The sequence below is a fragment of the Leucobacter sp. OH1287 genome, from assembly GCF_003859945.1.
Lineage (GTDB): Bacteria > Actinomycetota > Actinomycetes > Actinomycetales > Microbacteriaceae > Canibacter.
In genome coordinates this window covers 41,859-66,225 of sequence record NZ_RQYM01000004.1, presented here as the reverse complement: position 1 = coordinate 66,225, position 24,367 = coordinate 41,859, and the positions used below count along the sequence as shown (strand labels likewise).

The window sequence follows — 24,367 nt, the reverse complement described above, 5'->3', positions numbered from 1 at the left end:
GCATTGGGCGGGATGTGGGTGAGCGCGCTGGATTGCCGCTGGTATTTTGCTGGCGGATCCGCTCAGGCACCGTCTAAAAAAACCGGCTGGTAAACGGTAAAAGCTGCAGCTAAAACCCGGCGCTTTGCGGTAGCCTTAAAGAGAAACTAAAAGCGGCGGCGAGTTATGTAAGGTTCGCGCCAGGTAGGACAGAGGTGAATTAAATGGCAGAGTTCATTCAGGCTGCTAAACCGATTATTGGCGATCTGGAGCGCGAGGCTGTTGACCGTGTGCTGCGCAGCGGCATGATCGCGCAGGGGCCAGAGGTAGCTACCTTTGAGAAAGAGTTCGGCGAGCATTTTGCTGAGGGGCGTGAAACCGTTGCGGTTAACAGCGGCACCGCCGGTCAGCATCTTGGTCTGCTCGCGAGCGGTATCGGCCCCGGTGACGAGGTGATTGTGCCGTCGTTCACCTTCGCGGCAACCGGTAACTCGGTTGCGCTAACCGGCGCAACCCCGGTGTTTGCGGACATTGAGCCAGACACCTTCACCCTCGACCCGGAGAGTGTTCGCGCCGCTGTAACCGAGCGCACCCGCGGCATTATGCCGGTTCACCTCTACGGTCACCCGTTCCTGGTTGACGAGATCCAGGCGATTGCTGACGAGTTTGGGCTGCAGGTGTTTGAGGATGCCGCGCAGGCTCACGGTGCGAAGTGGCGGGGGCGCCCGGTTGGCACCTTCGGCTCCTTTGCGATGTTCAGCCTCTACCCAACCAAGAACATGACAAGCGGCGAGGGCGGTATGATCACCTGTGCGAACGGTGAGATCGCCCGCAACGCTAGGCTGCTGCGCAACCAGGGAATGGAGACGCAGTACGCAAACGAGGTTATCGGCTTTAACGCCCGCATGACAGACATTCACGCGGCGATCGGTCGCGCGCAGCTCACCCAGGTTGACGCCTGGACCGCTAAGCGCCAGCAGAACGCCGCCGTGCTCGACGCCGGACTCGGCCAGATCGACGGTGTCACGGTTCCTGCGGTTCGCGAGGGGGCGGAGCACGTCTACCACCAGTACACAATCCGGGTTGATGCCGCAGAGCGCGACCGCCTGCGCGATGTGCTACGTGACGAGCACCAGATCGGATCCGGTGTTTACTACCCGATTCCGAACCACCGCCTGCCGTCACTCGCGCACTTCGCACCGGAGCTGCACCTGCCAGAGACCGAGAAAGCCGCGAGCGAGGTGCTGTCACTGCCTGTTCACCCGTCACTCACCGAGGGTGATCTGGAGCGGATCGTAAACGGTGTTGCGGCTGTTCTCAGCGCCGGCGCCTAATCGACCAGGGCGAAGGATTAGCTGACTGGTTTAGTGCTCAGCGTGCTGAGCTGTTTGACGAGGCTGGAATAAAACAACAAGATGAAGTCTGTTTGGGTTACGCTAAAAGAGCTGTTTGCGGTGCTGCCGAAGGGCGCAAAACCCTTCTACGTGTGGTACTCAATCGTCACCGGTCTGCTCTCACTGTTGGACACGGTGGCGCTCGCGCTGATCGCGATTGTGATCACGCCGATGGTGAACGGCGACCCAATCACCCTGCCGCTGCTCGGCGAACTCGACCCCTCCGCAACCCCGCTCGTGGTTGTCGCGATCTGTGCGCTGTTCGTTATCAAGGGCGTTTTTGCGGTGCTGCTGCACTGGTTCGCCACCCGTCGCTTTGCCCGCTACGAGCTGGAGGTTGGCGGTCAGCTGTTTGAGGCGTACGTTAATTCCAGCTGGGAGGAGCGTTCCCGCTACTCAAACTCCGACGTCACCCGCATCGTCGACGGTTCTATGGAGCTCGCGAACATGCAGTTTATTCTGCCGCTGTCGCAGATCCCAAACAACGTAGTCACCTTCGTCGGTGTGCTGATGGTGCTGATTGTTGCGCAGCCGCTGACCGCGCTGCTGACTCTCATCTACCTGACGGTTATCTCCCTGATCACGCTCGTGTTTGTTACCCGCCGTGCTGGCCGTGCCGGCTACGCGAACCGCGACTACGGCTACCGTGCCGCAACGATTATCAGCGAGATGGTGGACGCACTAAAAGAGCTAACCCTGCGCGACAAACTGCCGGAGGCGGGTGAGGCTGTTTCGGTGAGCCGCAAGGTTGCAACCGACGCGCGCGCCAACCTCTCCTACTACGCGATTATTCCGAAATACATTTTTGATGCAGCGCTGATCGGTGGTTTGCTGCTGATCGGCGGTGTTTCCTTCGCGCTTGGCGGCGAAGCGGCGGCGGTTGTTTCGATCTCGCTGTTCGCGGCAACCGGGTTCCGTATGATCCCGGCGATGAACGGTATCCAGTCGAGTATCACCCAGGCGGTTGCGGCTGAGCCGTACGCCCGTGACGTGATTAACGAGCTAACCCGCGCCGACTTTATCGCCCACAAAGAAAAACCGGCGGACGATATTGCGACGCTGCCCGACCACCCGCAGCAGCTAACCCTGAAAGACATCACCTACTCCTACCCGGGCAGTGAGTCGCCGGTGCTGCGCGGCATCGACCTGACAATCCCGTTCGGTTCCAGGGTTGCGATTGTTGGCCCGAGCGGCGCCGGTAAATCAACCCTGGTTGACGTGATCCTCGGCCTCAGCATTCCGAGCACCGGTGAGCTGAAGATCGACAACCTACCGGTGACGCATGTGCTGCAGCAGTGGCGAGCCCACATCGGCTATGTGCCGCAGAAGGTTGCGGTGTTTGACGGATCCGTCGCCCAAAACGTCGCCCTCACCTGGGGTGACAGTTACGATGAAAAGCGCGTGATTGAGGCGCTGGAGCTGGCGCAGTTGAGCAATCTGGCGTCGCGCGGCGAGGGTCTGCAGGAGAAGATGGGTGAGCGTGGAGCGGCGATCTCCGGCGGCCAGCAGCAGCGCCTCGGTATTGCGCGGGCGCTCTACGCGGAGCCGCTTGTCATGGTGCTCGATGAGGCGACCAGCTCGCTCGACACCGACACCGAAAACAAGGTAACCGCGGCGATGAACAAACTCGCCGGTCGCGTCACCTTTATTACGATCGCGCACAGGCTTGCGACGATCCGCGACTACGATATTGTCTGCTACCTCGCGGACGGCAAGGTGCAGAGTCAGGGCACCTTCGACGAGGTGGTTGCCGAGGTGCCTGACTTTAAGCGGCAGGCAGAGCTGGCGGGACTGATCTAGTGAGTTTGGTGAACAAGCTGGGCGGCATCGGGCGGCGACTTATCCAGGTCGGCGTTGACTTCCTGCCGGCGTGGCTGCGGCGGTTTTTGCGGCGGATCCAGCTGGGCAAGGCCGGCCAGGTTCCCGCCCTGCCGACTACCGACCCGCAGAAACAGCTGCTCGTTATCGGGCCGGTAAACTACGCCGGTCAGGGCTATGTTTGGGGGAACGCGGTTGCGGCGGCGAGCGACCTTGCCGCGCACTCCTACGCAGTTGAGGTGCCGGGCGGTTTCAGTTTCGCGGTCGACAGTGAGATCCCAGTCGCCGTTTACGAGACCTCGCGTGCGTGGCAAAAACAGCAGCTGCGCTTCCTGAGCGGAGCCGATTTTGTGCTGCTGGAGGCGGAGGTGAGGCTGTTTGGTAACCTCTTCCAGAACTTTAAGCAGGAGGTGCGGGCGCTGCGCGCCGCGGGTGTTAACGTCGCCTTCCTCGCCCACGGCACCGACATCCGCGTCCCCTCACAGCACGTGAAGCAGACCCGCTGGTCGATTCACGCGGAACCCGGCGCCGATAATTTCCGGGCCGAGTGGCTGTCGCGGCGCAATATTGCCGCGATCCGCGAACTAACCGGGCCGGTGTTTGTTTCAACCCCCGACCTGCTCGTCTACACCCCGGAGGCGATCTGGTGCCCGGTTGCGATTGACTTGCAGCGGTGGCGCAGTGATTCGCCGAAGCCTAAACGGGAGCGTCCGCTGGTTGTGCACGCGCCGAGCCGCGCCGCGGAGAAGGGCACCGACATTATCGAGCCGCTGCTGTTTGAGCTGGAGCGCGCCGGGGTTATTGACTATCAGCGGATCCAGAACGTGCCGTCCGCGAAGATGCCGGAGGTGTACCAGAACGCCGATATTGTGCTCGACCAGTTCAGGGCTGGCAGCTACGGTGTAACCGCGGTTGAGGCGATGGCAGCCGGCTGCGTTGTTGTCGGCCACATCACCCCGCAGGTTGAGCGCGCGGTTGAGGAGGCTACCGGCGTGTCGCTGCCGATTGTCAGCTGCGAGGCGAACCAGATCGGCTCCGTGCTGCGTGAGTTGATCAGCGATCAGGCAGGGTTTAGCGAGCGGATCCAGGCGGGCCAGCGCTTCGTTAAAGAGGTGCACAGCGGCGAGTTTAGCGCGCGGGCGCTGCTGCAGAACTGGTTGCGGCCGCAGTAGTTACTGCCCCAGAAAACTGGCTGTCAGCTCAGAATTGCGTGTTGACACGCCAGGACTTGAAGGATTGTCAGCGTTCGTTTGACTGATTCATCCCTGATTCATTAGTATGTATGTAACCACTACCCCCAGAGGCCTCCTCACGATCGATAACTAATTAGTGGTTAATGAGGATGATTACATGAAAAACACTAGAGCAGGACGCGCAAAGTCTAAGCTGCTGTCACTCCTTGCGAGCGGCGCAGCAGCTACGCTGATCGTTTCTGGCGCTTCACTCGGAAGCGTGGCGACAGCCGCTCACGCAGCAGATAACCCGAACATCACCGTTACAGCTGAACCGCTGGTAACCGTTAACGGCCGGGGCGCTGACACCAAGGACTCACTCACTGTATGGCGGGCTGCAGCTTTGAATTTCAAGTGGGATGCAAGCAACGCAAATCCACAGCCGGGAGACTCTTTCTCAATCGGCTTGCCTGACGAGTTTAAAACCCGTGAGAGCATCCAGGAGCTGCCATTTGAGTTCCAGGGCACCTCTGTTGGTAAGTGCGAGCTGTTAGAACGCAAAATCACCTGCACCTTCAATGACGCAATCCGCGGCAAAATCAATATTCACGGTGAGGGTCGCGCACTGCTGACCGCGCAGAAGGCAACCACCAGCGGCACCAGCACCTTCGACCTGAACGGCAAGGTTACCCCGCTGCCCCTGCCAAACAACGAGCTGATCAAGACCGTCGGTAACGGCTACGGCCCATGGACCTTCGGAAAGAACACCGTTTCAATCGCTTACAATGCGACCCGTGTTCACTGGTCACTCGGCTTCGGCGCGGACTTTGTTGCTAAGGCACTCGGCCGCACCGCTGACGGTTCAACCCAGACAATCTCCTTTATCGACACCCTGAGTGGTCCAGAACACACCTTCGACGATTAAGACAAGATTGCTGCGATCTTCGATCAGTACGACAGTAAAACCGACAACAAGGCAAAGTTCAACGTGCCGGGCTTCACCGTGAACGTTGAGGTGCTCGCTTCAAACAAGGCGAAGTTCACTATCACCGGTCCTTTCCAGCCTGACACCAACTACCGCCTGCGCTATACCACTAAGCCAGACGGTGACAAGATCAAGCCGGGTGTTGTCTACGGCAACAGCGCAACCCTTGAGGGCACTAACGAAACCCGAGAGAACAGCAACTCCTACGTTGACACCTTCAAAATCACGGTGACCATGGAGGACGGTTTCGGCGGCTTCGGTGTCACCAAGAAGGTGACCGGCACCGCTGTTAACCAGGTTGCTAACGGCACCAGCTTCACCGGCAAGGTGAAGTGGGAGCTGCCAGCTGGTAAGTCAGCTGCTGACTACCCGGGCTGGCAGGCACCAGCAAACCCGGTTGACATGACCATCGAGATCGGTAAGAACAACACCTACAACGGCACCTTCCCGGTTGGCACCAAGATCACCCTCACCGAGGACCTGAGCTCAGCCAACTCGGCCAACCCGGCTATCGCCTGGAGTGAGCCAGCCTTCGCCGTAAACGGTAAGGAGTCAAAGAACGAGGTGACCTTCGTGATCACCAACCAGCAGTCAACCGAGGTTGAGCTGCTGAACAGCGCGGAGCCAGCCCCGCCAGCTCCTCCGGCTCCAAACAACCCGCCGGCTCCAAACAACCCGCCGGCTCCAAACAACCCGCCGACACCAACACCAAACCCTGGCCCTAACCCAGGAACCGGTTCGGTAACACCGCCGGCAGCTGACAACCCACAGCCGGTACAGCCAGCACAGCCAGCTCCGAAAGCAGCTGACAAGCCTGCACTCGCACAGACAGGTTCTGCCCTCAACGGCATGTACCTGACCGCCGCTGCTGGTCTGCTGCTGCTCGGTGCGGGTATGATGACCGCGCAGGTGAAGCGCCGCAAGGCTCACCAGTAACCTGCTAGCTAGCTAGGCAGCGAAAGCAAAAGGCCCGGGATTTATCCCGGGCCTTTTCCTGTGCCAGACGCGGCAGCGCTGCGCGGTAGATCAGCGACAGTGCCACGGCAGCGCCGCAGCGACACCACACAGTGCTGTGCTGCCGCTGAGGGTCGCGCAGCGCCACGTGCTACTTGGTCAAAAGCGGTGTCAGCTGGTTACGGAAGGTGGTCAGCGCAGCACCGATCGCCATGTGCATGTCAAGGTACTGGTAGGTGCCGAGGCGGCCACCGAACAGCACCTCTGGTTCCTGGTCCGCCAGCTCACGATAGCGCAGCAGCCGCTCGCGATCCTCCGGGGTGTTAACCGGGTAGTATGGCTCGTCCTCGCGGGTTGCGAAGCGGGAGTACTCGCGCATAATCACGGTTTTATCGGCCGGGTATTCGCGCTCCGGGTGGAAGTGCCTAAACTCGTGGATCCGGGTGTATGGGACGTCAGCGTTCGCGTAGTTCATAACGCTTGTGCCCTGGTAGTCGCCGACGTTCACAACCTCCTCCTCGAAATCGAGGGTGCGCCACGCGAGCTCGCCCTCCGAGTAGTCGAAGTAGCGATCCACCGGGCCGGTGTAAACAATTGGCACCTTGCCAACAAGCGCGCGCTTGTTGAGCGGCTGTGACTCGTCGAAGAAGTCGGTGTTCAGGTGCACCTCGATGTTCGGGTGATCCGCCATCCGCTCAAGCCACGCGGTGTAGCCGTCAACCGGCAGGCCCTCGTAGGTGTCGTTGAAGTAGCGGTTGTCGTAGTTGTAGCGCACCGGCAGGCGGCTGATAATGCTGCCCGGCAGCTCGTTGATCGGGGTCTGCCACTGCTTCGCGGTGTAGTCGCGAATGAACGCCTCAAACAGCGGCCTGCCGATCAGCGAGATCCCCTTCTCCTCAAGGTTCTTTGCGCTGGCGGTGTCAAACTCTGCCGCCTGCTCAGCGATCAGCTGCTTAGCTGACTCGGGTGAGTGAGCGGCCCTAAAGAACTGGTTGATTGTGCCGAGGTTGATCGGCAGCGGATACACCTCACCGTTGTAGTTGCTGTAAACACGGTGCTGGTAGTTGGTAAACTTCGTGAACCTGTTTACATACTCCCAAACCTGCTCGTTCGAGGTGTGGAACAGGTGCGCGCCGTAGCGGTGCACCTCAATGCCGGTCTGCTCCTCAAACTCGGAGTAGGCGTTGCCGCCAATGTGACTGCGGCGCTCAATAATGACAACTTTTTTATTCAGCTCAGACGCGGCGCGCTCGGCAATGGTTAAACCGAACAGGCCAGAGCCAACAACAACTAGATCCATGTATCCAGTCTAAGCTAGCAGCCCCCTCGCGGCTTTAAAATTACCGCTGTTCGCCCGAATTATTTTCTCGGTGGATCCTGGCAGCCCGCGCCTCAGCAAGCGCCACCGCGCGTGCCAGCTTGGTGACCCTGGCGTCCGCCCTCGCCTTCGCCCTGATAACCGCGATCGCAAACGCGCAAACCGCAACAATAAAGACGTAGAGCAGGAAGTCGGTGCCGCGACCAACCCCGAAGAAACCGGCAACCGCGGTTAACAGTTGCGGGAACAGCACCGCGATAATCGCGGCGGCCACAAACAGCAGCGCCAAAAGGCGTTTTAAGGCGAGTGATTTTTCGGCGCGGATCGACCTGAACAGCATCGCGGCCAGCGCAAACACCGCAACCAGTAACAGCAGCTTAATAATTTCCATCGGGTGCCTACCTAATAATCAGGTCGATCAGAATGTTAATCGAGTTGAGCAGCGACTGGCCTTTAGCCCTGGAGTAGTCGGTGTATATAACCTCAACCGGGTGCTCCGCCCACGGCAGCCCGGTGCGGCCGAGCTGCACAACAATCTCGGTGCCGTGAGCCATCCGATCCTGCTTCAACTGGATAAGTCGCAGCGCATCAGCGCGAATCACCCGGAGCCCGTTGTGGGCATCGGTGAGTTTCATGCGCGTGCCCAGGTTGGTTGCCCACACCGCGGTTTTTAGGACAATCTTCTTCAACAGTCCCGGTTTGGTACGGTCGTCGAGGAAGCGTGATCCGAAAACAATCGCGAGATCCCGCTCGCGGGCAAGCGCGAGCATCGCGTTCGCGTCAACCAGTCGGTGCTGGCCGTCAGCGTCGAAGGTGATAACGTATTTCGCTCCGCACTCCAGCGCATAGTCGAAACCGGTCTGCAGCGCCGCACCCTGCCCGAGGTTAATCGGGTGGTTTATCACCTCGGCGCCCGCCGCGGCAGCAACCGCTGCGCTGTTATCGGTTGAACAGTCGTTAATACACAGCACATTGCTGTACTGCTCACGCAGCTCAGCAACAACGTCAGCGATGACAGTCGCCTCGTTAAACAGTGGAATAACAATCCAGGTGTCGGCGTGCTTTAAATCACTCGCGGCTGTGCTGCTGAGTTGCGGGTCGGCTGTCATGCTTTCCATTCTATAGCGTCCGACCGCCTAAGTAACCGGAAGATCAGTGCTTTTAGGGGATCGCTCGGGCGCTCGCCGCTCTAGTCGGGTTGCCGCCTCCTTAAAAACCGGGCGTATCCGCCGCAGATACGCAGCTTTCACCGACTAAAATTTAAGACAGTGCCGAAAACGACTTGTAAGGGGTGTTTGTGGGGTCTGTTGTTGATGTTGTGATTGCTGTGCACACGCCTGAGCGGCCGATTGAGCGCGCTGTTGCTTCGGTTTTGGAGAACGAGTGTGATGTTCGGGTTTTAGTTGTTGTGCACAACACCGAGGTGGATCCGATTCGTGACCGGTTGGGTGTTTTGGCGGCGGATCCCAGGGTTAGGCTGTTGGAGTTTAACGACGGTGTGAAAAGCCCGGCGGGGCCGATGAACTATGGTTTTGATCAGGCGGATGCGCCCTGGGTTTCACTGGTCGGGTCTGATGATGCGCTTGAGCCTGGCGCGCTGGATCAGTGGCTTGCGTTGGCGAAGAAGCATCAGGCGGGGGTTGTTATCGCGCCGATTAGGTTCAATCACGGTGCTGTGTTTTCGTATCCGCCGGTGCGTCCGGGTTGGTTGTTTGGGCGTGAGCGGGTTTGTGATCCGGTGTTAGATCGGCTTAGTTACCGGGTTGCGCCCTTGGGGTTGATTAGTCGTGAGGCGCTTGCAGATTATCGGCTTGAGATGGGGCTTGCTACCGGTGAGGATCAGCCTTTGAGCTTGCGGCTGTGGTTTAGTAGTCGGGTTGTGTTTGCGCCGCGCTCCCGCTGTTATGTTGGTTTTGAGGACCAAACCGACAGGGTGACTTATACTTCTCGTTCGTTTACAGAGGATTTGGCGGTTGTGTCGCTGCTGCTTGATCCGAAGATGCCGTATTTTGGGTCGCGGGCGTCTCGGGTTGCGGTGTTTAGTCAGGTTTTGCGGCAGGTTGTTGGGAACACGGTTTTGTTGCGGTCTGGTGGGCAGCTTGAGGGTGATGAGTTTTTGGAGTTGCAGCGTGTGACTCGTTTGGTTGTTGCTGCTGAGCCTTCTGTTTTGCGGGTTTTGTCTAGGGCTGAGGCCCAGTTTGTTGGTGGGATTGTCTCTGGTGAGGTGAGGGGCGATGCTCTCCACAAACTCGCAGCGCGCGCCAACCGTTTCACAGGCCTTGACACGGTGCTAACCAGCAATCTAAAACATCTATTACACCCCCAGGCACCACTGCGGTTGCGGATTGCGCAGCTGCTCGTGCAGAGATTTGGAAAGTAAAATAAGGAATGACCCTGGCACACACAACAACCGAGCGGCGCCTCTCGATATTTGTTTCCCCACGGCCCCGGCTTGACTCACTAACGGGCCTTCGCTGGTGGGCGGCGTTCGGGGTTTTCCTGTTTCACATGGGGGTGCTCGCGGAGCTGCCCGGTGTTAGCGGGCTCGCCAACTACGGCTACATGGGTGTTGCCTTCTTCTTTGTGCTCTCCGGTTTCGTTATCGCCTGGTCACACCGTGATTCCACCTCCGCGCCAACCTTCTACTGGCGCCGCTTCGGCAGGATCTACCCGGCCCACTTTGTTGCGCTGCTGATCGCCCTGCCGGTGTTCTACAGCGCCAACCCGGATGCGTCGGCGGACTGGGTTAAACCCTATGACTGGGGGATTCTCTCGCTGTCTATCCCGCTTTTGCAGGGCTGGTCGAATGATCCGGTTGTGCTGTTCTCCGGTAACCCGGCTGCGTGGACGCTGACCGCGGAGTTCTTCTTTTACGCGATCACACCGCTGCTGTTTGTTGCGATGCGAGGACTGCGTGCCCGCGGCGCCGCGGTTTTGGCGGTTGTTAGCGCGGCCGCGATCGTCACCTACCCGATCGGGAAGCTGAAAGCACCTGAGCTGTTTGACATGATCCCGCCCCCGGTTGCGCGGGTTAGCGAGTACACCCTCGGAGTTGCGCTCGCGCTGCTTTTGATGAGCGGTGTCAGGGTGAAGGTGCCGCCTTTGCTGGTTGGATCCGCTATCGCCGCCGTGGTCGTCGCCCAGGTGTTTGTGGCTCCCCGCTTCCCAGATATCTATCTGATAGCGGTGTTTAGCAAACTGATCGTGCCGATTCTGGTGCTGCTGTTTGCGCTGCTGATCTACAGTGTTGCGCTGCGCGATATTCGCGGCGGCTTCTCCAGCTACCGCAACCGGGTGCTGGTGAAGCTCGGTGAGGTGTCGTTCGCGTTCTATCTGGTGCACGCAACCGTGCTCTATACGTTCCTCGCTATCTTCGGTTATCAGGGCAGCAGCTGGCGAAACCTCGGCTGGTACGCGGTCACTTTCGTGGTCGCGCTAGCGCTCGCCTGGCTGCTGCACAGTTTCGTTGAAAAGCCGTGTGAGCGGGTAATTCGCGGGTGGCGCAGCCGTCACGACGCCGCCAAGGCCGCAAAGAGCGCCGGGGCGGATCCCGCACCAGCGCCCGTAGCCGCGGATCCCGCCGCCAAGGCCGCAAACCCTGCGGGAGGTGCCCGATGAACCCGCTGCAGCTCGTCTACAAACTGCTGAATAACCGCAACCGACTGCCGCGGTTTGTTAACCGGCTGATCGACTACGCGATGACAAACACCCCGGTTGTGGTTTTGCGGATCCTCTCACAGTACCGTGGCGAGAAGAAACCGCAGCTCACCCCGCCGCGGGTGCCGGCTGAGGTGGCAACCCGGGTGGTTATCGCCCCGGTTAACTACGCGGGGCAGGGCACGCTGTGGGCGCGGGCGCTTGAGGAGCACCGTGAGGACACCTGGGCGTATGCCTACGCGGTTGAGGTGCCGGGCGGGTTTGCGTTCCCCACCGACACCGAGATTCCGCTGCACGTCTATGCCGGATCCCGCAGCTGGCAGGATCGGCAGCTCGCAACCGTTTCCGAGTGCAGCCACGTGTTGATCGAAGCGGAGCGGCAGATTCTGGGGCGGCGCTTTAAGTCACTGCGCGCGGAGGTGAGGGAGCTGCGGTCGCGCGGCCTGAACGTCGCGTTTTTGGCGCACGGAACCGATGTGCGCGTCCCCACGATCCACCGCAGGGAGTCACCGTGGTCGCTGTTCCACGACCCCGGCTACTACTGGCAGGGTGAGGAGCGGATGGCGCGCGCCAATATTGCGGCGCTCAAGTCGCTGGGTGGCAGGGTGTTTGTTTCAACCCCCGATCTGCAGCTGTTCTTGCCGGAGGCGAGGTGGTGCCCAACCGTTATCGACACCGCCAAGTGGTTCGGCGCGAAGAAGCAGCACAGCGGCGACCGCGAGAAGCCGCTGGTCGTGCACGTGCCGAGCAAACCGTTGATTAAGGGCACAGACCTGATTGAGCCGGCGCTTCACCGGCTCGCTGACGCTGGGCTGATTGAGTACCGGCGCGTGGTCGGCATCCCGTCCGAAAAGATGCCGGAGCTCTACGGTGAGGCGGATATTGTGCTGGACCAGTTCCGTCTCGGCAGCTACGGTGTTACCGCGATTGAGGCGATGGCGGCCGGCTGTGTTGTGCTCGGCCACATCACCGAGGCGACCCGCGAAACTGTGCTGCAGGAGTCCGGCCTTGAGTTGCCGATTGTTGAGGCGACGCCCGACACGATTGAGCGGGTTATCACCGAGCTCGTGACAGATCGGGGGCGGATCCACAAGCTCGCCGCCGAGGGGAAGGAGTTTGTGCGCGAGGTCCACAGCGGCAAAGCCAGCGCCCGGGTTCTCAGCGAGGGTTGGTTAGATTCCTAAATTTATGCGCCAATCGGTGATATTCACGTTAAATACAGGCGTATAAATCTAGAATAGAGGGGTTATGTCTCTCTCAAAACTGCTTGCTCGTTTTGCAAACCCCGTCGAGCGTGAAAGCTGGGACACCCTCATCGGAGACAACCCCGGCGGCACCCGCTACCAAAACACCCTCGCCTTCGCCACGGTCAAGGGTCAGTTCGGTTGGCGGGTAAAACAGGTTGTGTTTGAAACCGCTGCCGGATCCGCGCACAGCTACGCGCAGATTCTCGCCTGCAAAGTCCCCCTGCTCGGAACACTCTGGTATCTGCCGTGCGGGCCCGCCGCCGTCACAACCTCGGAGCTTGCCGCGCACACCGCCGCTCTCCGCGAGCTCGCGAAACAGCAGCGCCGCGTATTTGCGATCGTCGCTAACCCGCCGCTGCTGGAGGACGATGTCACCGAGGTCGAGCTGAAAAACCTCGGCTACCAGCGGGTTGACCCGGTGCAGGGCGACACCAACACCGCAATCGTTGACCTAACCCCCGAACTCTCTGAGATCTTCGCAAACTTTAAGGGCACCTGCCGCAACCACCTGCGCCGCGCCGAACGCGATGACGTCACGGTTATTAGCCCCGAAAACACGGCAGCAACCCATGCCCACATGCACCGGCTGATGCGGCTTGTTGGCGGCGGATCCGCTGTCCTCTTCCTGCGCGCACAAAACCACTCTGAACTGCTCTGGAACGAGTTCAGTCGCCGCGATCATGGGCGTTTTTACAGCACCGCCGACGGTGAGGGCGAGCCCGCCGTGATGTCGTACATGATCCGGGTTAACGAGACCGCCTTCTATAAAGACGGTGGATCCGACCGGCCGCGCACCTCGCCGGGCATGTCGAACCTGGTTATCTGGCAGATGATCGTCGACGCCAAGGAGGCGGGACCAACCCGCCTGGACCTCTGCGGTATCGCACCACGCTGGGCAAACAGCACCGCGGAGCACCCGTCATACGGGCTCGGCAAGTTCAAGCTCGCCTTCGCGGGCAAACGCACCGACTACATTGGCGCGCTGGAGTTGCCGCTTCGGCCAGCACAGTACCGGCTGTGGCGCCGCTTCGGGGCGCGGCTCGCGGCAAAACTGTATCGTCGCCGCTACGGCGACAGCACAATGTACTAGCAGGGCGGGTGGATCACGCGGGTCGCCGTGCTAGGCGGTAGCGCAGGCCGCTCGCGCTAGGAGGTCGCGCTCGCAACAGCAGGCTTTGCGCGCGGGCTGGTCACCGCGCTGGTGCCCTTCTCGCGCTAGGCCGCCTGCGGCACCGCGTCGGCGTAGCCCCGAAAACGGAGATGGAAGCCGGTTGCTGTGCGATCCACAACCGCCATTTGCAGCACCGCGGCGATTGCGAAGATAACGCCGCAGAACTCGAGCAGCTCCTCAGCGTGCACCTCCAGCATAAAGTGCCAGGTGATGTCGTAGTTGTGCAAAATCTCGATGTGACCGCCGATTGTTTCAAACACGATGGCGCCGAGCAGGAAGGTGCCACCGGCGAGGAAGAGACCGTTGCTGACACCGCGGGGGAGGATTTTCACGAGCGGCAGTGACAGCACAAGCACGAGCAGCGCCAGCGGGATGCCGATCAGCACCCAGGTGTAGGAGACCGGGATAAACGGCAGTAGTTTTGCTATGTGGTCGCCGAGCAAGAAGTAGTACTCGTGCAGCACGGTTATTTCGTCGATTGCGGCGTAGACGGCGACGGCGCTGAGCAGGAACCAGTTGATGCGTTTGCGGTCAGCGATGACTCCGATGAACGCGAGCGCGTAGGCGAGCGTTAGCCAGAGAGCCCCGGCATACCAGGCGGCGATGTTCGATTCGAGGGCGACGCTGAAGCGGTTCCACGCGCCGTACTGCCAGCTCGCCTTCTCAAAACCCGTGAGCAGCACCCAGAGATAGAGGATTCCGGAAATCGCAACCAAAGCCACAGCACCCAGCAGCAACACAACGCTAACACGTTTTGAGAGGGGTGTGAGGTTCAGCTTTTTTAGGGCAGCAAAACTCATGTTATTCATTGTTTCAGATGAATAAGATACTGTGCCCGAAAAATGGTTACCAGCGGTTTACATCTTGGTTAACAGACGGTAAACAAAGCCCGTCCCAGCAAAAATTGCTAGCGGCGGCGAGGGTTTTTCAGCGTCTCCATAATAACCGAAAGCACACGATTAGCGCTTGATTTTAGGGAGTGTTGCTGGTCTGTCCAGGCGGCGAGCTGCTGGCGTTCTGCGGGGGTTAGTGGATCCGCTGCCAATCGCTGCATAGCGGCGGCAACCGCCGCGGCGTCGTGGGCAGTCGCCTCGCCGATTTTGACGCTGTCCTTAGCCTCCGTTATAAAATCGACGGTTGGCCCGATACCCGCGAAAATAACCGGGCAGCCGCTCGCGATCGCGGAGTAGATCTTGGTTGCGAAGGCGTAGTCGTAGTTGACACCAGGTTTTAGGCTCGCGAGTGAGCAGAGGGATCCGCTTAAAAGCTGCTGCAGCTCCGGCTCGGTGATCGGTGCCAAAACGGCGAAGCGATCGGCGATACCGAGTGAGGAAGCGCACTCCTCAAGTGTTTGGCCGACGGTGCCGTTGCCGACAAAGGTTAGCCGGTAGCCCGGGTTTTGCCTGCTGAACTCGGCGAAGGCTTGAACAAACACCTCGGCACCGTGAATATCCGAGTAGGTGCCGGCGTAAACAAAGTGTTTCTCAACCGGCGCGGGCGTGTATTTGAAGCTCTCAGTGTTGGCGCCGAAACCGACAACCGTCACCGGCAGTTTGGGTGCGAAGCGAGCCAGGCGCACCCGCACACCCTCCGAGATGGTGGTTGCGTGATCCGCACCGCGCAACGCAAACGACTCAAGCGCGCGCAAAACCCGCAGCACCAGCTTGGAACCGGTTGCGTTAACCGCCGCCTCCGACCACAGATCCGCAGCGTCATAGACGTAGGGGATACGCCGCAGCGCGCAGATCACGCGGACGACCGCGCCGGTGGTTGGCGGCGGTTCAACATAGAGCACATCCGGTTTCTTGTGAAACAGTAGCCTGAAGAACAGCGGAATATCGAAACTCATGTACTGCGCGTAGCCGCGCACATAGCCGGTTTTATCGCGCAATACCGGGAAGGTTTTAACGGTTTCGCCGCCCCCTAAAGCGTCGGCGGCACTGCCTCGCCAGGCGCTGTTTTGGGTTCCCCGCTGAGCCCCGCGCTTGCCCCGCCCCTGAGACGCGAGGTGCCGCGGCGGTTTCGCGGTCAGCACCGTCACCGTGTGCCCGGCATCCGTGGCAGCGTCAGCCACCGCGCCCAGGAAGTTCGAGGCGGCGGAGGGTTCAGGCCGGTAAATCCGGGAAACAATTGTCAGGCGCATTTACTTCTCAAACGTCTCCAGCCACATCTCCACCGAGGTGATGTGCGGCAGCGCCTCGCGGTACTGTTTCGCGAGGGTGTCCCAGTTGCGCTCAATCTGGCGCCGCAGCACCTGAATCTCGCGCAGCATCCGCCGGAACTTAGCGCGGTCGTGGCGATACCACATCTTGCCGCGGCCGTCAGCGGATCCAATAATCACGCTCTCGTGCTTCGGGATATGCCACCACAGCGCGTCACGCTTCGCATACTCCAGCTCCGGGATTTTGTCGGTTGCGTCCTCTCGCAGCCACTGCTTCGCAACGGTTTTTGCGGTGAACAGCGCCAGGTTAATCCCGGTCGGGTACTGCAGCTCGGGACGGCTCTCCTCCTCGAACCAGGTTGGATCCTGAATAATCGGCAGTGACCGGCCGCCGCGGCTAACCGGGTGATCCTCGTCATCCGGCAGCCACACCCTGGTCTCACCGAACTCGCTCATCAGCGCCCGCGCCTCCGGCATAACCGTTTTAATGGTGCTGTGCAGTTTCTCGGGGCCGGCGAGCACGTCACGCATCGCGTTAATCGACAGCTGCACCGCGTAGTACTGCATGTTCAAAAGCTTTTTAATGTCCTGACGGCTACTGTTCTGCATCAGTTTGCCGCCGCGCGGCTGGGTTGAGTGCAAAAGACCGGCAATAATCCGGTTGCGGGTGTGGAAGTAAGCCTGCCAGTCCTGGCTGTCGTCCTTATCGAGCCACGACATGTGCCACAGCGCAACACCCGGCAGTGAAACGGTGCGGTAGCCGTGCTCCGCCGCCCGCAGACTGTATTCGGAGTCATCCCACTTAATAAACACCGGCAGCGACAGCCCAATATCGGCGATAACCTGTTTCGGGATCAGCGACATCCACCAGCCGTTATAGTCGGCGTCGAGGCGCGCGTGCATCCACGGGGTCTGCCGCAGGTTGGACTCTTTAAAGTTGTGGCGGTGCTGTTCCGGGAAGCTCGGCCCCCACAGGAACGGCCCCGGTTTCACGTGCTCCGCCCAGGCGTGCAGAACCGGTTTATCGTAGAGGTCGAACATGTGACCGCCAACGATCACCGGGTTGCTGCTAAATCGGCCAAACTGCAGGGCGCGGATCGCACTCTCAGTCTCGAACTCAATGTCGTCGTCGAGCAGCAACAGGAAATCGGTGTCCGCAAGCTGCAGGGTCTCTGCCATCGCACGGCTGTAGCCACCGGATCCACCCAGGTTGCCCTGGTGAATGACGCGCAGTTGGTCGCCCAGCTCGGCTGCGATTTGCGGGAACTCGGGGCGATCCTTCACCTTCGCGGTGCCCTGATCGACGAGCAGGATCTTGTCAACAACCTCGCGCAGAGCCGGATCCGCCGCAATATTTGCGAGGGTTTCAACACAGTACTCTGCCTTATTGAAAGTGCACATGCCGAGACTCACCTTGCCGGTTTTCACCGGTTTGGCGGTTGTCTCCCAGGTGGCGCGTTCAAGCACCAGCTCGGAGCTGCCCGCGATCAAATCGAACCAGTACCAGCCGCCGTCACCGAAGCTGTTAAGCGGCAGCTGAAAGACGTTGTTAACGCCGTCACCCTTCACGGTGCGGCTCTCAACACGCTGCTGCTGGCCGCCAGAGTTGGAGCGGTAGACAATAACCGTGCCGGTGCCACTGGTTGAGATGTTGAGGGTGATATCGCGCACAACCGTCCAGCGCTGCCAGTAGGATGCGGGGAAGGCGTTGAAGTAGGTTGCGTAGGAGACGCGCTTACCGGGGCGCACACGGGCGCTGTGCCGGGAGAGCACATTGTCGATGCTCGCGCTGTCGCTCAGTCGCAGTGGCATACACTTGACGGTTGCCCAGGTTTCAGGATCCGCGTAGAGGGGGAGGACGTCAGGATCTTGGTTAGTCGGAAAAACCACGTTCTGCAGGACAACTGCCACTGTCACGCCTTTCGAGTTCTTGGGTTTAAAGCGGTACCCCTTTAGTGTAGATGATCAAGCTTAGGGTTTCTCGGAGAGCGGGTCGGGCGAGCGGGTCGGGCGAGCGGGTCCGGCAGGCAGTGTGCTCACTGCTTTCCGGCGGAGCCCGTTACGCCGCCCGGCTTTCCTGACTGATCGGGACATTGCTCCACGGCAGCCGGCTCGGCTCGTCCGCCTTGGTCGGCAGTTCGTAGTCGATGCGGCTCTTCACCGCAAAGATAATCAAGAGCAGCCAGCCGCCCTCGATGAGGATGCGGCTCTCCGAGAAACTCTGCACAAACAGCGCCGTCATAACCAGCAGCGGGAAGAGCGAACTGGTTGCGTAGGGCAGCGGATCCGCATACCCGCGCCGCGGCTGGTCAACCGCGCGGCACCACACCCGCTGCAGCGTCACCAGCACCAGCACCGCGAAGAACAGCACACCAACCCAGCCGAGCTGCAGCCACACATCAAGCCAGGCGTTGTGGGCGTGCATAACCTGGATGCCGTTTTTAGTGTCGAGGCTCTTAAACGGCTCAACCCACGGAGTCCAGTGGCTCACCCAGCCCCAGCCGAAGATCGGCTTCTGTTCGGCGAGCGCGGTCACTTTCTCCCAGGTTTCTGAGCGGCCAGTGAGGGTTGGGCTTTTGCCGATTTTTGCGAGCAGGGTGTCACGCAGGAAGAACACGGCGGCGGCTGAGCCAGCGAGCAGCACCGCGCCGGTTGTGTAGACCGGCATCCGCTTCACACCGACCCGGCGGGTCCAGAGCGCAAACAGCAGCGTGATAACAACCACGGCGAGTGCCGCGAGCACCGTCACCGAACGGGTGAGGGCGAGGGTTGCGACCGCGACAGTCACCCAGAACCAGCCGGCGAACGGTCTAACGAGTCCCGCGCGCAGCTGGATGGCGAAAACGATGAGGCCGATCAGCGCGATAAAACCGAGCAGCACCGAGTTAGCGACAAGCCCCTGCACAGGGCCACCGTCAAACAGCAGTGAGCGACTCCAGTAAAACAGCTTCGACGGTTTTTCGGGGTTTTCGACGGTGATAAAGTTTTGCAAAATGGGTCGCCCAAAGAGCAGCTCAACGCCGAACTCGAAAACCAGCGACAGGCCAAGCAGGTAGCGGAGCGCGGTTCCCAGGGTGCGCAGGATCTCGTGCCACGACAGCACCGCCGCCAAAACAACGGCGACAAAGCTGGTTGCCAGCTGCGCAATAAACCCGAGCAGCGATTCGAAACGGTAAGCGGACCAGGCAATCGACAGACCAGCGAGCGCGAGGAACAGCAGCAGCCCCTTCGGCATCCGGGTCCAGTTGAGGCGGTCCGGTTTTTCTTTTACGAGCAGCACCGCCGCACCAGCCACGAGCAGTGCGCAGATCACAAAGAAGCCCACCCAGCCGACCGTGTTGCGCACCGCGTTGCCGCCCAACATCACAAAGAACACCGTGATCGTGTACGCGCTTATGCCGAGTCTTGTTTTGTTGGAGCTCATACATTTGATGGTACTTGATTGGCGGGCTTTCTGCACTGTGCCGCGTCGTTTCTGCCGCGGTGTTGGCTGCCCCGCGCTAACACCGAAACCGGCGATCAGACAGCACAATACGGGCGGGTAAAGGTTCAACCCCAGCTTCAGGGTTTAGCGTGCAAAACTTGACGAAACCAAAGTTACACGTGTGTAATTAGTTGTTAATAATCGCAACTCACCACAAATGAGACGCGGTTGTGGAGGCAAACAGTGGTAAGCAGAAAGGAGCCGTAGTATGTCACAGCAGCTCCCCGGCTCGAGTGTGCCAGGCGACTGGTTTGTTGATCCGGTCTACTTAGGTGTTCCCGGCGTGCGAGATCCGCAGCTCGATGAGGTGCTCGCGTGGCAGGCCGATGCGCTCTGCGCACAAACCGATCCCGAGGCTTTCTTCCCCGAGAAGGGCGGATCAACCCGCGAGGCAAAACGTATCTGCGGTCAGTGCGATGTGCGGGCGCAGTGCCTGGAGTACGCGCTTGAAAACGATGAACGCTTTGGCATCTGGGGCGGTCTGTCTGAGCGAGAAAGGCGTAAACTGCGACGCAAATCTGCGTAACAGGGCGCGGCAGCTAACAAACATACAGACGATTAATTATCGTTGAAATGATATGCGCACAACAGTTACCGCAATTTTAGTTGCACAAACCGGAGACAGACTAGACGAGACACTAGCGGCTCTGGCTGCACAGACGCGCCAACCAGACAGACTCATCGGTGTTGTTAACGGCAGCAACGAAGCGCTCGCGGCGCAGCTCGCTGAGGCGGGAGCGGATCAGGTAATTGTTACCGGCAAACATCTTGCCTACGGTGCAGCAATTGCGTCGGCGGATCGCGCAATCGGCCACGACGGTGAACAGGAGTGGTTGTGGCTGCTGGCGGAGGACACCGCCCCCGAACCGAAAGCGCTGCGGTCTATTTTGCGGACGGTGCAGAAGGCACCGTCGGTTGCTGTTGCCGGCCCGAAACTGCTCGACTGGGATCACCCCGAGCGAATTATTGAGCTCGGCCAGAGCCTCACCCGCTACGGCAACCGCTGGAAACTGCGCCGCCAGGAGCTCGACCAGCAGCAGTACGACCACATCCAAGACACACTCGGTGTCGGCCCCGCGGGTATGCTGGTGCGCCGCCAGGTCTGGCAGGAGCTCGGCGGATTCGACCCCGGACTGCCGGTTTTTGATGACGGCCTCGACTTCAGCCTGCGCGCCAGGCTCGCCGGCTACCGCGTCGTTGTCGCACCAAAATCGCGCGTCCGCTACGCACTCAGCGGTGTTGCAGGTCCCCGCATCGACCGCAGCCGAAAAGTGCTGCGGCAGGCACACCACCAGGCACGTCTCTCCCACCTGCACAGGCGACTAACTTACGCACCCGCGCCGCTCGCGTTCCTGATGTGGATCCTGCTCCCGGCGCTCGCAATCTTCCGCGTCTTCTGGCTGCTGCTGCGCGAACAACCCGGCAATATCCCCGGTGAGCTCGCCGCAACACTGCGCGTTTTCTTCACGCCGGTGCGCGTGATCCGCGCGCGGAGGCGACTGCGCCTAAACAACAAAGCAGGGTGGGGTGCGATCCGCCCCCTAAGAACCGACCCGAAAACCGTGCGCACCGCGCTCGCAATCGACCGGGAGGCGATTCTCGCGGCGCAGGGCAGACAGCGGCAAGAGCTGCACTTTATCTCAACCGGCGGGCTCGGGCTGCTGGTTGTGAGCGTCGCGGTATCAGTTGCGCTGACCTGGTGGCTGTTTGGCCAGCAAACCCTCGGCGGCGGGATTATTCCGCTCAGCGACCTCGGGGAGCTGTGGCGTAACACCCACCTGAGCGAGGGTATCCCGGCGGATCCGTTCACCTGGATTCTCGCGCTGCTCGGCTCGCTCACCCCGTTCAACCCGTCGCTGTCGCTGGTGCTGCTGCTCGCGGCCGCAATCCCGCTCGCGTCGCTCGGCGGCTGGCTGTGGGGTGCGCAGTTCACCTCCTCAGCGGCCGGTCGGGTGCTCGCCGGCGTTGCCTGGGCGTTCAGTCCGGTGCTGCTCGGTTCGCTCGATCACGGCAGGCTGCCAACCATCGTGCTCGCGGTTGTTTTGCCGTGGCTGCTAATCGCCGCAACCCGCGCGCACGAGTCCTGGGCGTGGGCAGGCACCGCCTCGCTGCTCGCGCTGATCGGGCTTGCCGCTGCGCCGGTGCTGATCCCCGCGGCGCTGCTGTTCTGGATTGTTGGGATTATCACCCACCCGCGCGGCATCGTCCGCTACGCCGCAATCGCGATCGCCCCGGCGGCGCTGTTCTTGCCGCTTGTGATCCACGCGGTTTTGCACGGTGACCTGCTGAGTGTGCTGCGCGACCCCGGCATTACCTCCTCCTATGCCCCGAGCACGCTGCCGCACCTGCTGCTCGGCTTCCCCGAGTTTGGGCTTGAGGGCTGGGGTGACATAACCGCGAACCTCGGCATCGATATCGCACCAACAACGCTGCTGGTGGGACTGCTGCTGTTGCCGCTGATTCTGCTGGTGCTGCTCGGCGCCTACACGGGCAAAGCGAACGTCACCGTGTTCGCCTCACTGCTTGGCGGGCTCGGCCTAATCACCGCCGTCGCCTCCGCCCACCTCGCTCTAACCACCCAGGGTGCGGAGGTTATCAACCTCTGGACAGGCTCCGGTCTTTCTCTCTACTGGATCGCGATAGTCACCCTCGCAGCCAACGGCTCCGCCGTGCTGGGTCGCGGCGCTAAACCGCTTGTTGCGATTGCGCTGCTGCTCAACCTGGTCGTGGTTTTGCCGCTGCTCGCCGACCTTGTCATCGGCAGGGCTGAGGTGCGGAACGCAGCCCAGCAGATGCCGTCGCTTGTGCAGGCGGCGGGTCGCGAGAATCCGCAGCTGCGCACCCTCGTGCTGGAGGCGAACAGCGACAACAGTGTGACGGCGCGGGTTGTTACCGGGCCGGGCTTACGGTTTGACGAGATTCGCACCGCCGCCTACCGTTCACAGCCGAACAGCTCTGATGAACAGTTGGCAACCCTGGTTGGTGCGCTCGCTTCCAACGGCTCCACCAACCTTGCGGAACAGCTGAGCGGTAATCGGATTGATTTTGTGCTGTTGAACGCTGACGGCGACCCGGCGAAACGCGCCGAACTGCAGGCGACCATTGAGGAGCACGGTGCGCTGGCGGGCGCCGGAGACACCGCAACCGGCCACCTCTGGCGGGTTTCGGCGGTGAGCGACCCGGGCGCTGAAACCGCCGCAGAGCCGGTCGACGAGAACCCGGTGATTAAGATTGCGAAGCTGCGCTTCACAGCGACATCGGTGTGGATCGTGCAGGCGCTGCTGCTTGTTGGCATGCTGCTGCTCGCGCTGCCAACCGGTGAGGTTGTTGCGAGGCCGGAGAAACGGCCGCGCGTGAAAAAGCGGCAGCCGCGCGAGCCGCGGCAGGTCGCTGTGCCAGCGGGGCAGGTCGCTGTGCCAGCGGGGCAGGTCGCTGTGCCAGCGGGGCAGGTCGCTGCGGCTAAGGCGGCGGATCCGGCGGAGGCTGCCGAGGTAGCAGCGGCCGAGCCAGCTGATGCCGATGCTGAGGCGGCGCCGGCCACGGCCGAGGCGCCGGCAGACACCGTCGAGCCCGCACCAGCTGAGGAGCCGACAGCGGGCGGTGACGGCGACCAGAACGATCCGTTGGGGGAGGACTCGAAGCATGACTAAGGACACACAGTCGATGCGCCGTTTTGGGCGGGCAGCAACCGGTGTTGCGGTCACCGTGGTCGCGGGTGCCGCTGTTTTAGCGCTGCAAACCCTGCCTACACCGGAGGTTATTGCGAAGCCGCAGGGCGTTGTGGTTGACACCGCCAGCGCTGCAAACCACTCAGTCGTTTGCAGCGGCTCTTTCGCCGAGCTGGGGGCGGATCCGGCACAGCCGAATCTCGCGGTCCCGCAGGGGCGCCAGAGCGTAGTTGCAAACAGTGAGCAGACGCGCTCCCTCGCCCGTGAAGCAGGCGGGGAGGAGCAGGCCGGAGCGGTTTACACAGCGGGCGCAACCGCGCAGTTGACCGCCGCCGCAACCCAGCAGCTTAACTCCGAAACGGTTTCCGGTTTAACCGCCTACGCCTGCCAGGAGCCGAGCTCCGATCAGTGGCTGGTTGGCGGCAAAACAACAACCGGTAACGTTACAACCGTGACAGTGTCTAACCCGGCCGCGCAGGCGGCGACGGTGACGCTGGAGGTTTACGGATCCACCGGGATTGTGGGCAACCAGACAAGCTCGGGTATTGTTGTGCCCGCGGGACAGTCACGGACAATCGCGGTTAACGGCATTGTTACCGATGAGGAGCAGCTGGCGGTGCGGGTGAAGGCGACCGGCGCGGCGGTTGTGGCGACGCTTGGCACATACGCGCAGATTGATATTCGTGCGGTTGGCGCGGACACTGTGGCATCGCAGGGCACCCCGCAACAGCGGCTGGTGATTCCCGGCGTGAAGGCGGTGCTTGACGGGCAGGGAGACAGCGACGCGGGCGCAACCGAGCTACAGGAACTGGTGCTTTTGGCGCCGAGCGAGGCGGGGCAGGCGACTGTTCGCGCGATCCGCCCGGACGGCACTGCGCAGGAGATCGCGAACGTCGATTTGATCGCCGGAATTGTCACCAAAACCCCGCTCGCTAACTGGCCGGATGACGCGATCGCCGCCGAGATTAGCGCTGACGTTGCGGTTGTTGGCGCGGTAGAGTCGAGCGTGCTCGGCAACGGCAAAGCAGACATGGTCTGGTACAGCCCGGCGGAGGAGCTGCTGCGGGGTGATGAGACAGCGGTGGCCGGGATCTCCGGCGGTGAACTGGTGCTCGTAAACTCCGGGGAGTCGCAAGCGAGCGTGAAACTGCTCGGTGCGGACGGCTCCGAAACCGAGCTGACACTGCCAGCTGGCGGTGGTACCGTCGCTAAACCCCCGAGCTCAATCTTCACGATCCATTCACCGGCGGGTGTTTACGCCGGGGTGCGGATCCTGGCAGACGGCGGCGCAGCATACCCGGTGCCGCCAGCAAAAACCAACAGCGAAAACCTGACGGTTTATACCCAATAAGCATTCGC

At 61.0% G+C, this 24,367-nt stretch carries 19 protein-coding genes; 12 read left to right on the top strand and 7 right to left on the bottom strand.

The features are described from left to right. The first annotated feature begins 203 nt into the window (after positions 1-203). The 5 genes from EII30_RS03295 (at position 204) to EII30_RS03275 (ending at position 6,284) form a co-directional block, all read left to right on the top strand. Complete coding sequence (locus EII30_RS03295) at positions 204-1,313, top strand: DegT/DnrJ/EryC1/StrS aminotransferase family protein (RefSeq protein ID WP_124885913.1); 1,110 nt, start codon at positions 204-206, stop codon at positions 1,311-1,313. 81 nt (positions 1,314-1,394) lie between these two features. Further along, the gene (locus tag EII30_RS03290; protein WP_124885912.1) at positions 1,395-3,173 is read left to right on the top strand and encodes an ABC transporter ATP-binding protein; all 1,779 of its coding nucleotides are present in this window, start codon (positions 1,395-1,397) and stop codon (positions 3,171-3,173) included. Positions 3,174-3,181: 8 nt separating this feature from the next. Beyond that, the gene (locus EII30_RS03285) at positions 3,182-4,363 is read left to right on the top strand and encodes a glycosyltransferase (RefSeq protein WP_124885911.1); all 1,182 of its coding nucleotides are present in this window, start codon (positions 3,182-3,184) and stop codon (positions 4,361-4,363) included. A 178-nt stretch (positions 4,364-4,541) separates the two neighbouring features. Further along, entirely contained in the window at positions 4,542-5,288 is a 747-nt protein-coding gene (locus EII30_RS03280) for an Ig-like domain-containing protein (protein WP_124885910.1), read from the top strand. 63 nt (positions 5,289-5,351) lie between these two features. Beyond that, entirely contained in the window at positions 5,352-6,284 is a 933-nt protein-coding gene (locus EII30_RS03275; RefSeq protein WP_124885909.1) for a DUF5979 domain-containing protein, read from the top strand. Positions 6,285-6,453: 169 nt separating this feature from the next. Here EII30_RS03275 and glf read toward each other — a convergent pair whose 3' ends face one another. Genes glf through EII30_RS03260 form a run of 3 tightly spaced genes read right to left on the bottom strand, consistent with a single transcriptional unit; the run spans position 6,454 to position 8,729 of the window. After that, positions 6,454-7,602, bottom strand: a complete 1,149-nt coding sequence (gene glf, locus EII30_RS03270) for a UDP-galactopyranose mutase (RefSeq protein ID WP_124885908.1) — start codon at positions 7,600-7,602, stop codon at positions 6,454-6,456. 40 nt (positions 7,603-7,642) lie between these two features. Then, positions 7,643-8,011: a DUF2304 domain-containing protein gene (locus EII30_RS03265; RefSeq protein ID WP_124885907.1), complete on the bottom strand. Its 369-nt coding sequence runs from the start codon at positions 8,009-8,011 to the stop codon at positions 7,643-7,645. A gap of 7 nt (positions 8,012-8,018) precedes the next feature. Beyond that, positions 8,019-8,729 (bottom strand): glycosyltransferase family 2 protein, encoded by a 711-nt coding sequence (locus EII30_RS03260; RefSeq protein WP_199731553.1) that lies wholly within the window; start codon positions 8,727-8,729, stop codon positions 8,019-8,021. Positions 8,730-8,917: 188 nt separating this feature from the next. Here EII30_RS03260 and EII30_RS03255 point away from each other — a divergent pair, with 188 nt between their 5' ends. From EII30_RS03255 to EII30_RS03240, 4 genes are all read left to right on the top strand, one after another. Continuing rightward, complete coding sequence (locus EII30_RS03255; RefSeq protein WP_158608646.1) at positions 8,918-10,000, top strand: glycosyltransferase; 1,083 nt, start codon at positions 8,918-8,920, stop codon at positions 9,998-10,000. An 8-nt stretch (positions 10,001-10,008) separates the two neighbouring features. Continuing rightward, on the top strand, positions 10,009-11,238 hold the full coding sequence (locus EII30_RS03250) for an acyltransferase (protein ID WP_124885904.1): 1,230 nt from the start codon (positions 10,009-10,011) through the stop codon (positions 11,236-11,238). Next, a complete protein-coding gene (locus EII30_RS03245; protein WP_124885903.1) occupies positions 11,235-12,461 on the top strand; it encodes a glycosyltransferase in 1,227 nt (408 codons plus the stop codon). The genes EII30_RS03250 and EII30_RS03245 overlap by 4 nt, the downstream gene beginning before the upstream one ends. 64 nt (positions 12,462-12,525) lie before the next feature. Continuing rightward, a complete protein-coding gene (locus EII30_RS03240) occupies positions 12,526-13,614 on the top strand; it encodes a peptidoglycan bridge formation glycyltransferase FemA/FemB family protein (protein ID WP_124885902.1) in 1,089 nt (362 codons plus the stop codon). A gap of 125 nt (positions 13,615-13,739) precedes the next feature. Here the strand turns inward: EII30_RS03240 and EII30_RS03235 are convergent, their stop codons facing one another. The 4 genes from EII30_RS03235 to EII30_RS03220 form a co-directional block, all read right to left on the bottom strand. Next, positions 13,740-14,495: a hypothetical protein gene (locus EII30_RS03235; protein WP_158608645.1), complete on the bottom strand. Its 756-nt coding sequence runs from the start codon at positions 14,493-14,495 to the stop codon at positions 13,740-13,742. A 107-nt stretch (positions 14,496-14,602) separates the two neighbouring features. Further along, positions 14,603-15,838, bottom strand: a complete 1,236-nt coding sequence (locus tag EII30_RS03230; RefSeq protein WP_124885900.1) for a glycosyltransferase — start codon at positions 15,836-15,838, stop codon at positions 14,603-14,605. Then, positions 15,839-17,767: a glycosyltransferase gene (locus EII30_RS03225; RefSeq protein ID WP_124885899.1), complete on the bottom strand. Its 1,929-nt coding sequence runs from the start codon at positions 17,765-17,767 to the stop codon at positions 15,839-15,841. Positions 17,768-17,915: 148 nt separating this feature from the next. Further along, entirely contained in the window at positions 17,916-19,280 is a 1,365-nt protein-coding gene (locus tag EII30_RS03220; protein WP_124885898.1) for an O-antigen ligase, read from the bottom strand. A 268-nt stretch (positions 19,281-19,548) separates the two neighbouring features. Between EII30_RS03220 and EII30_RS03215 the strand changes: the two genes are divergently transcribed. The 3 genes from EII30_RS03215 to EII30_RS03205 are packed head-to-tail and all read left to right on the top strand — an operon-like array spanning position 19,549 to position 24,359. Then, positions 19,549-19,866 (top strand): WhiB family transcriptional regulator, encoded by a 318-nt coding sequence (locus EII30_RS03215; protein WP_124885897.1) that lies wholly within the window; start codon positions 19,549-19,551, stop codon positions 19,864-19,866. Positions 19,867-19,918: 52 nt separating this feature from the next. Further along, on the top strand, positions 19,919-22,990 hold the full coding sequence (locus EII30_RS03210; RefSeq protein WP_199731552.1) for a glycosyltransferase family 2 protein: 3,072 nt from the start codon (positions 19,919-19,921) through the stop codon (positions 22,988-22,990). Beyond that, positions 22,983-24,359, top strand: coding sequence for a DUF5719 family protein (locus EII30_RS03205; protein ID WP_124885896.1), 1,377 nt, complete (start codon positions 22,983-22,985; stop codon positions 24,357-24,359). Before EII30_RS03210 ends, EII30_RS03205 begins: the two co-directional genes overlap by 8 nt. Positions 24,360-24,367 lie beyond the last annotated feature (8 nt).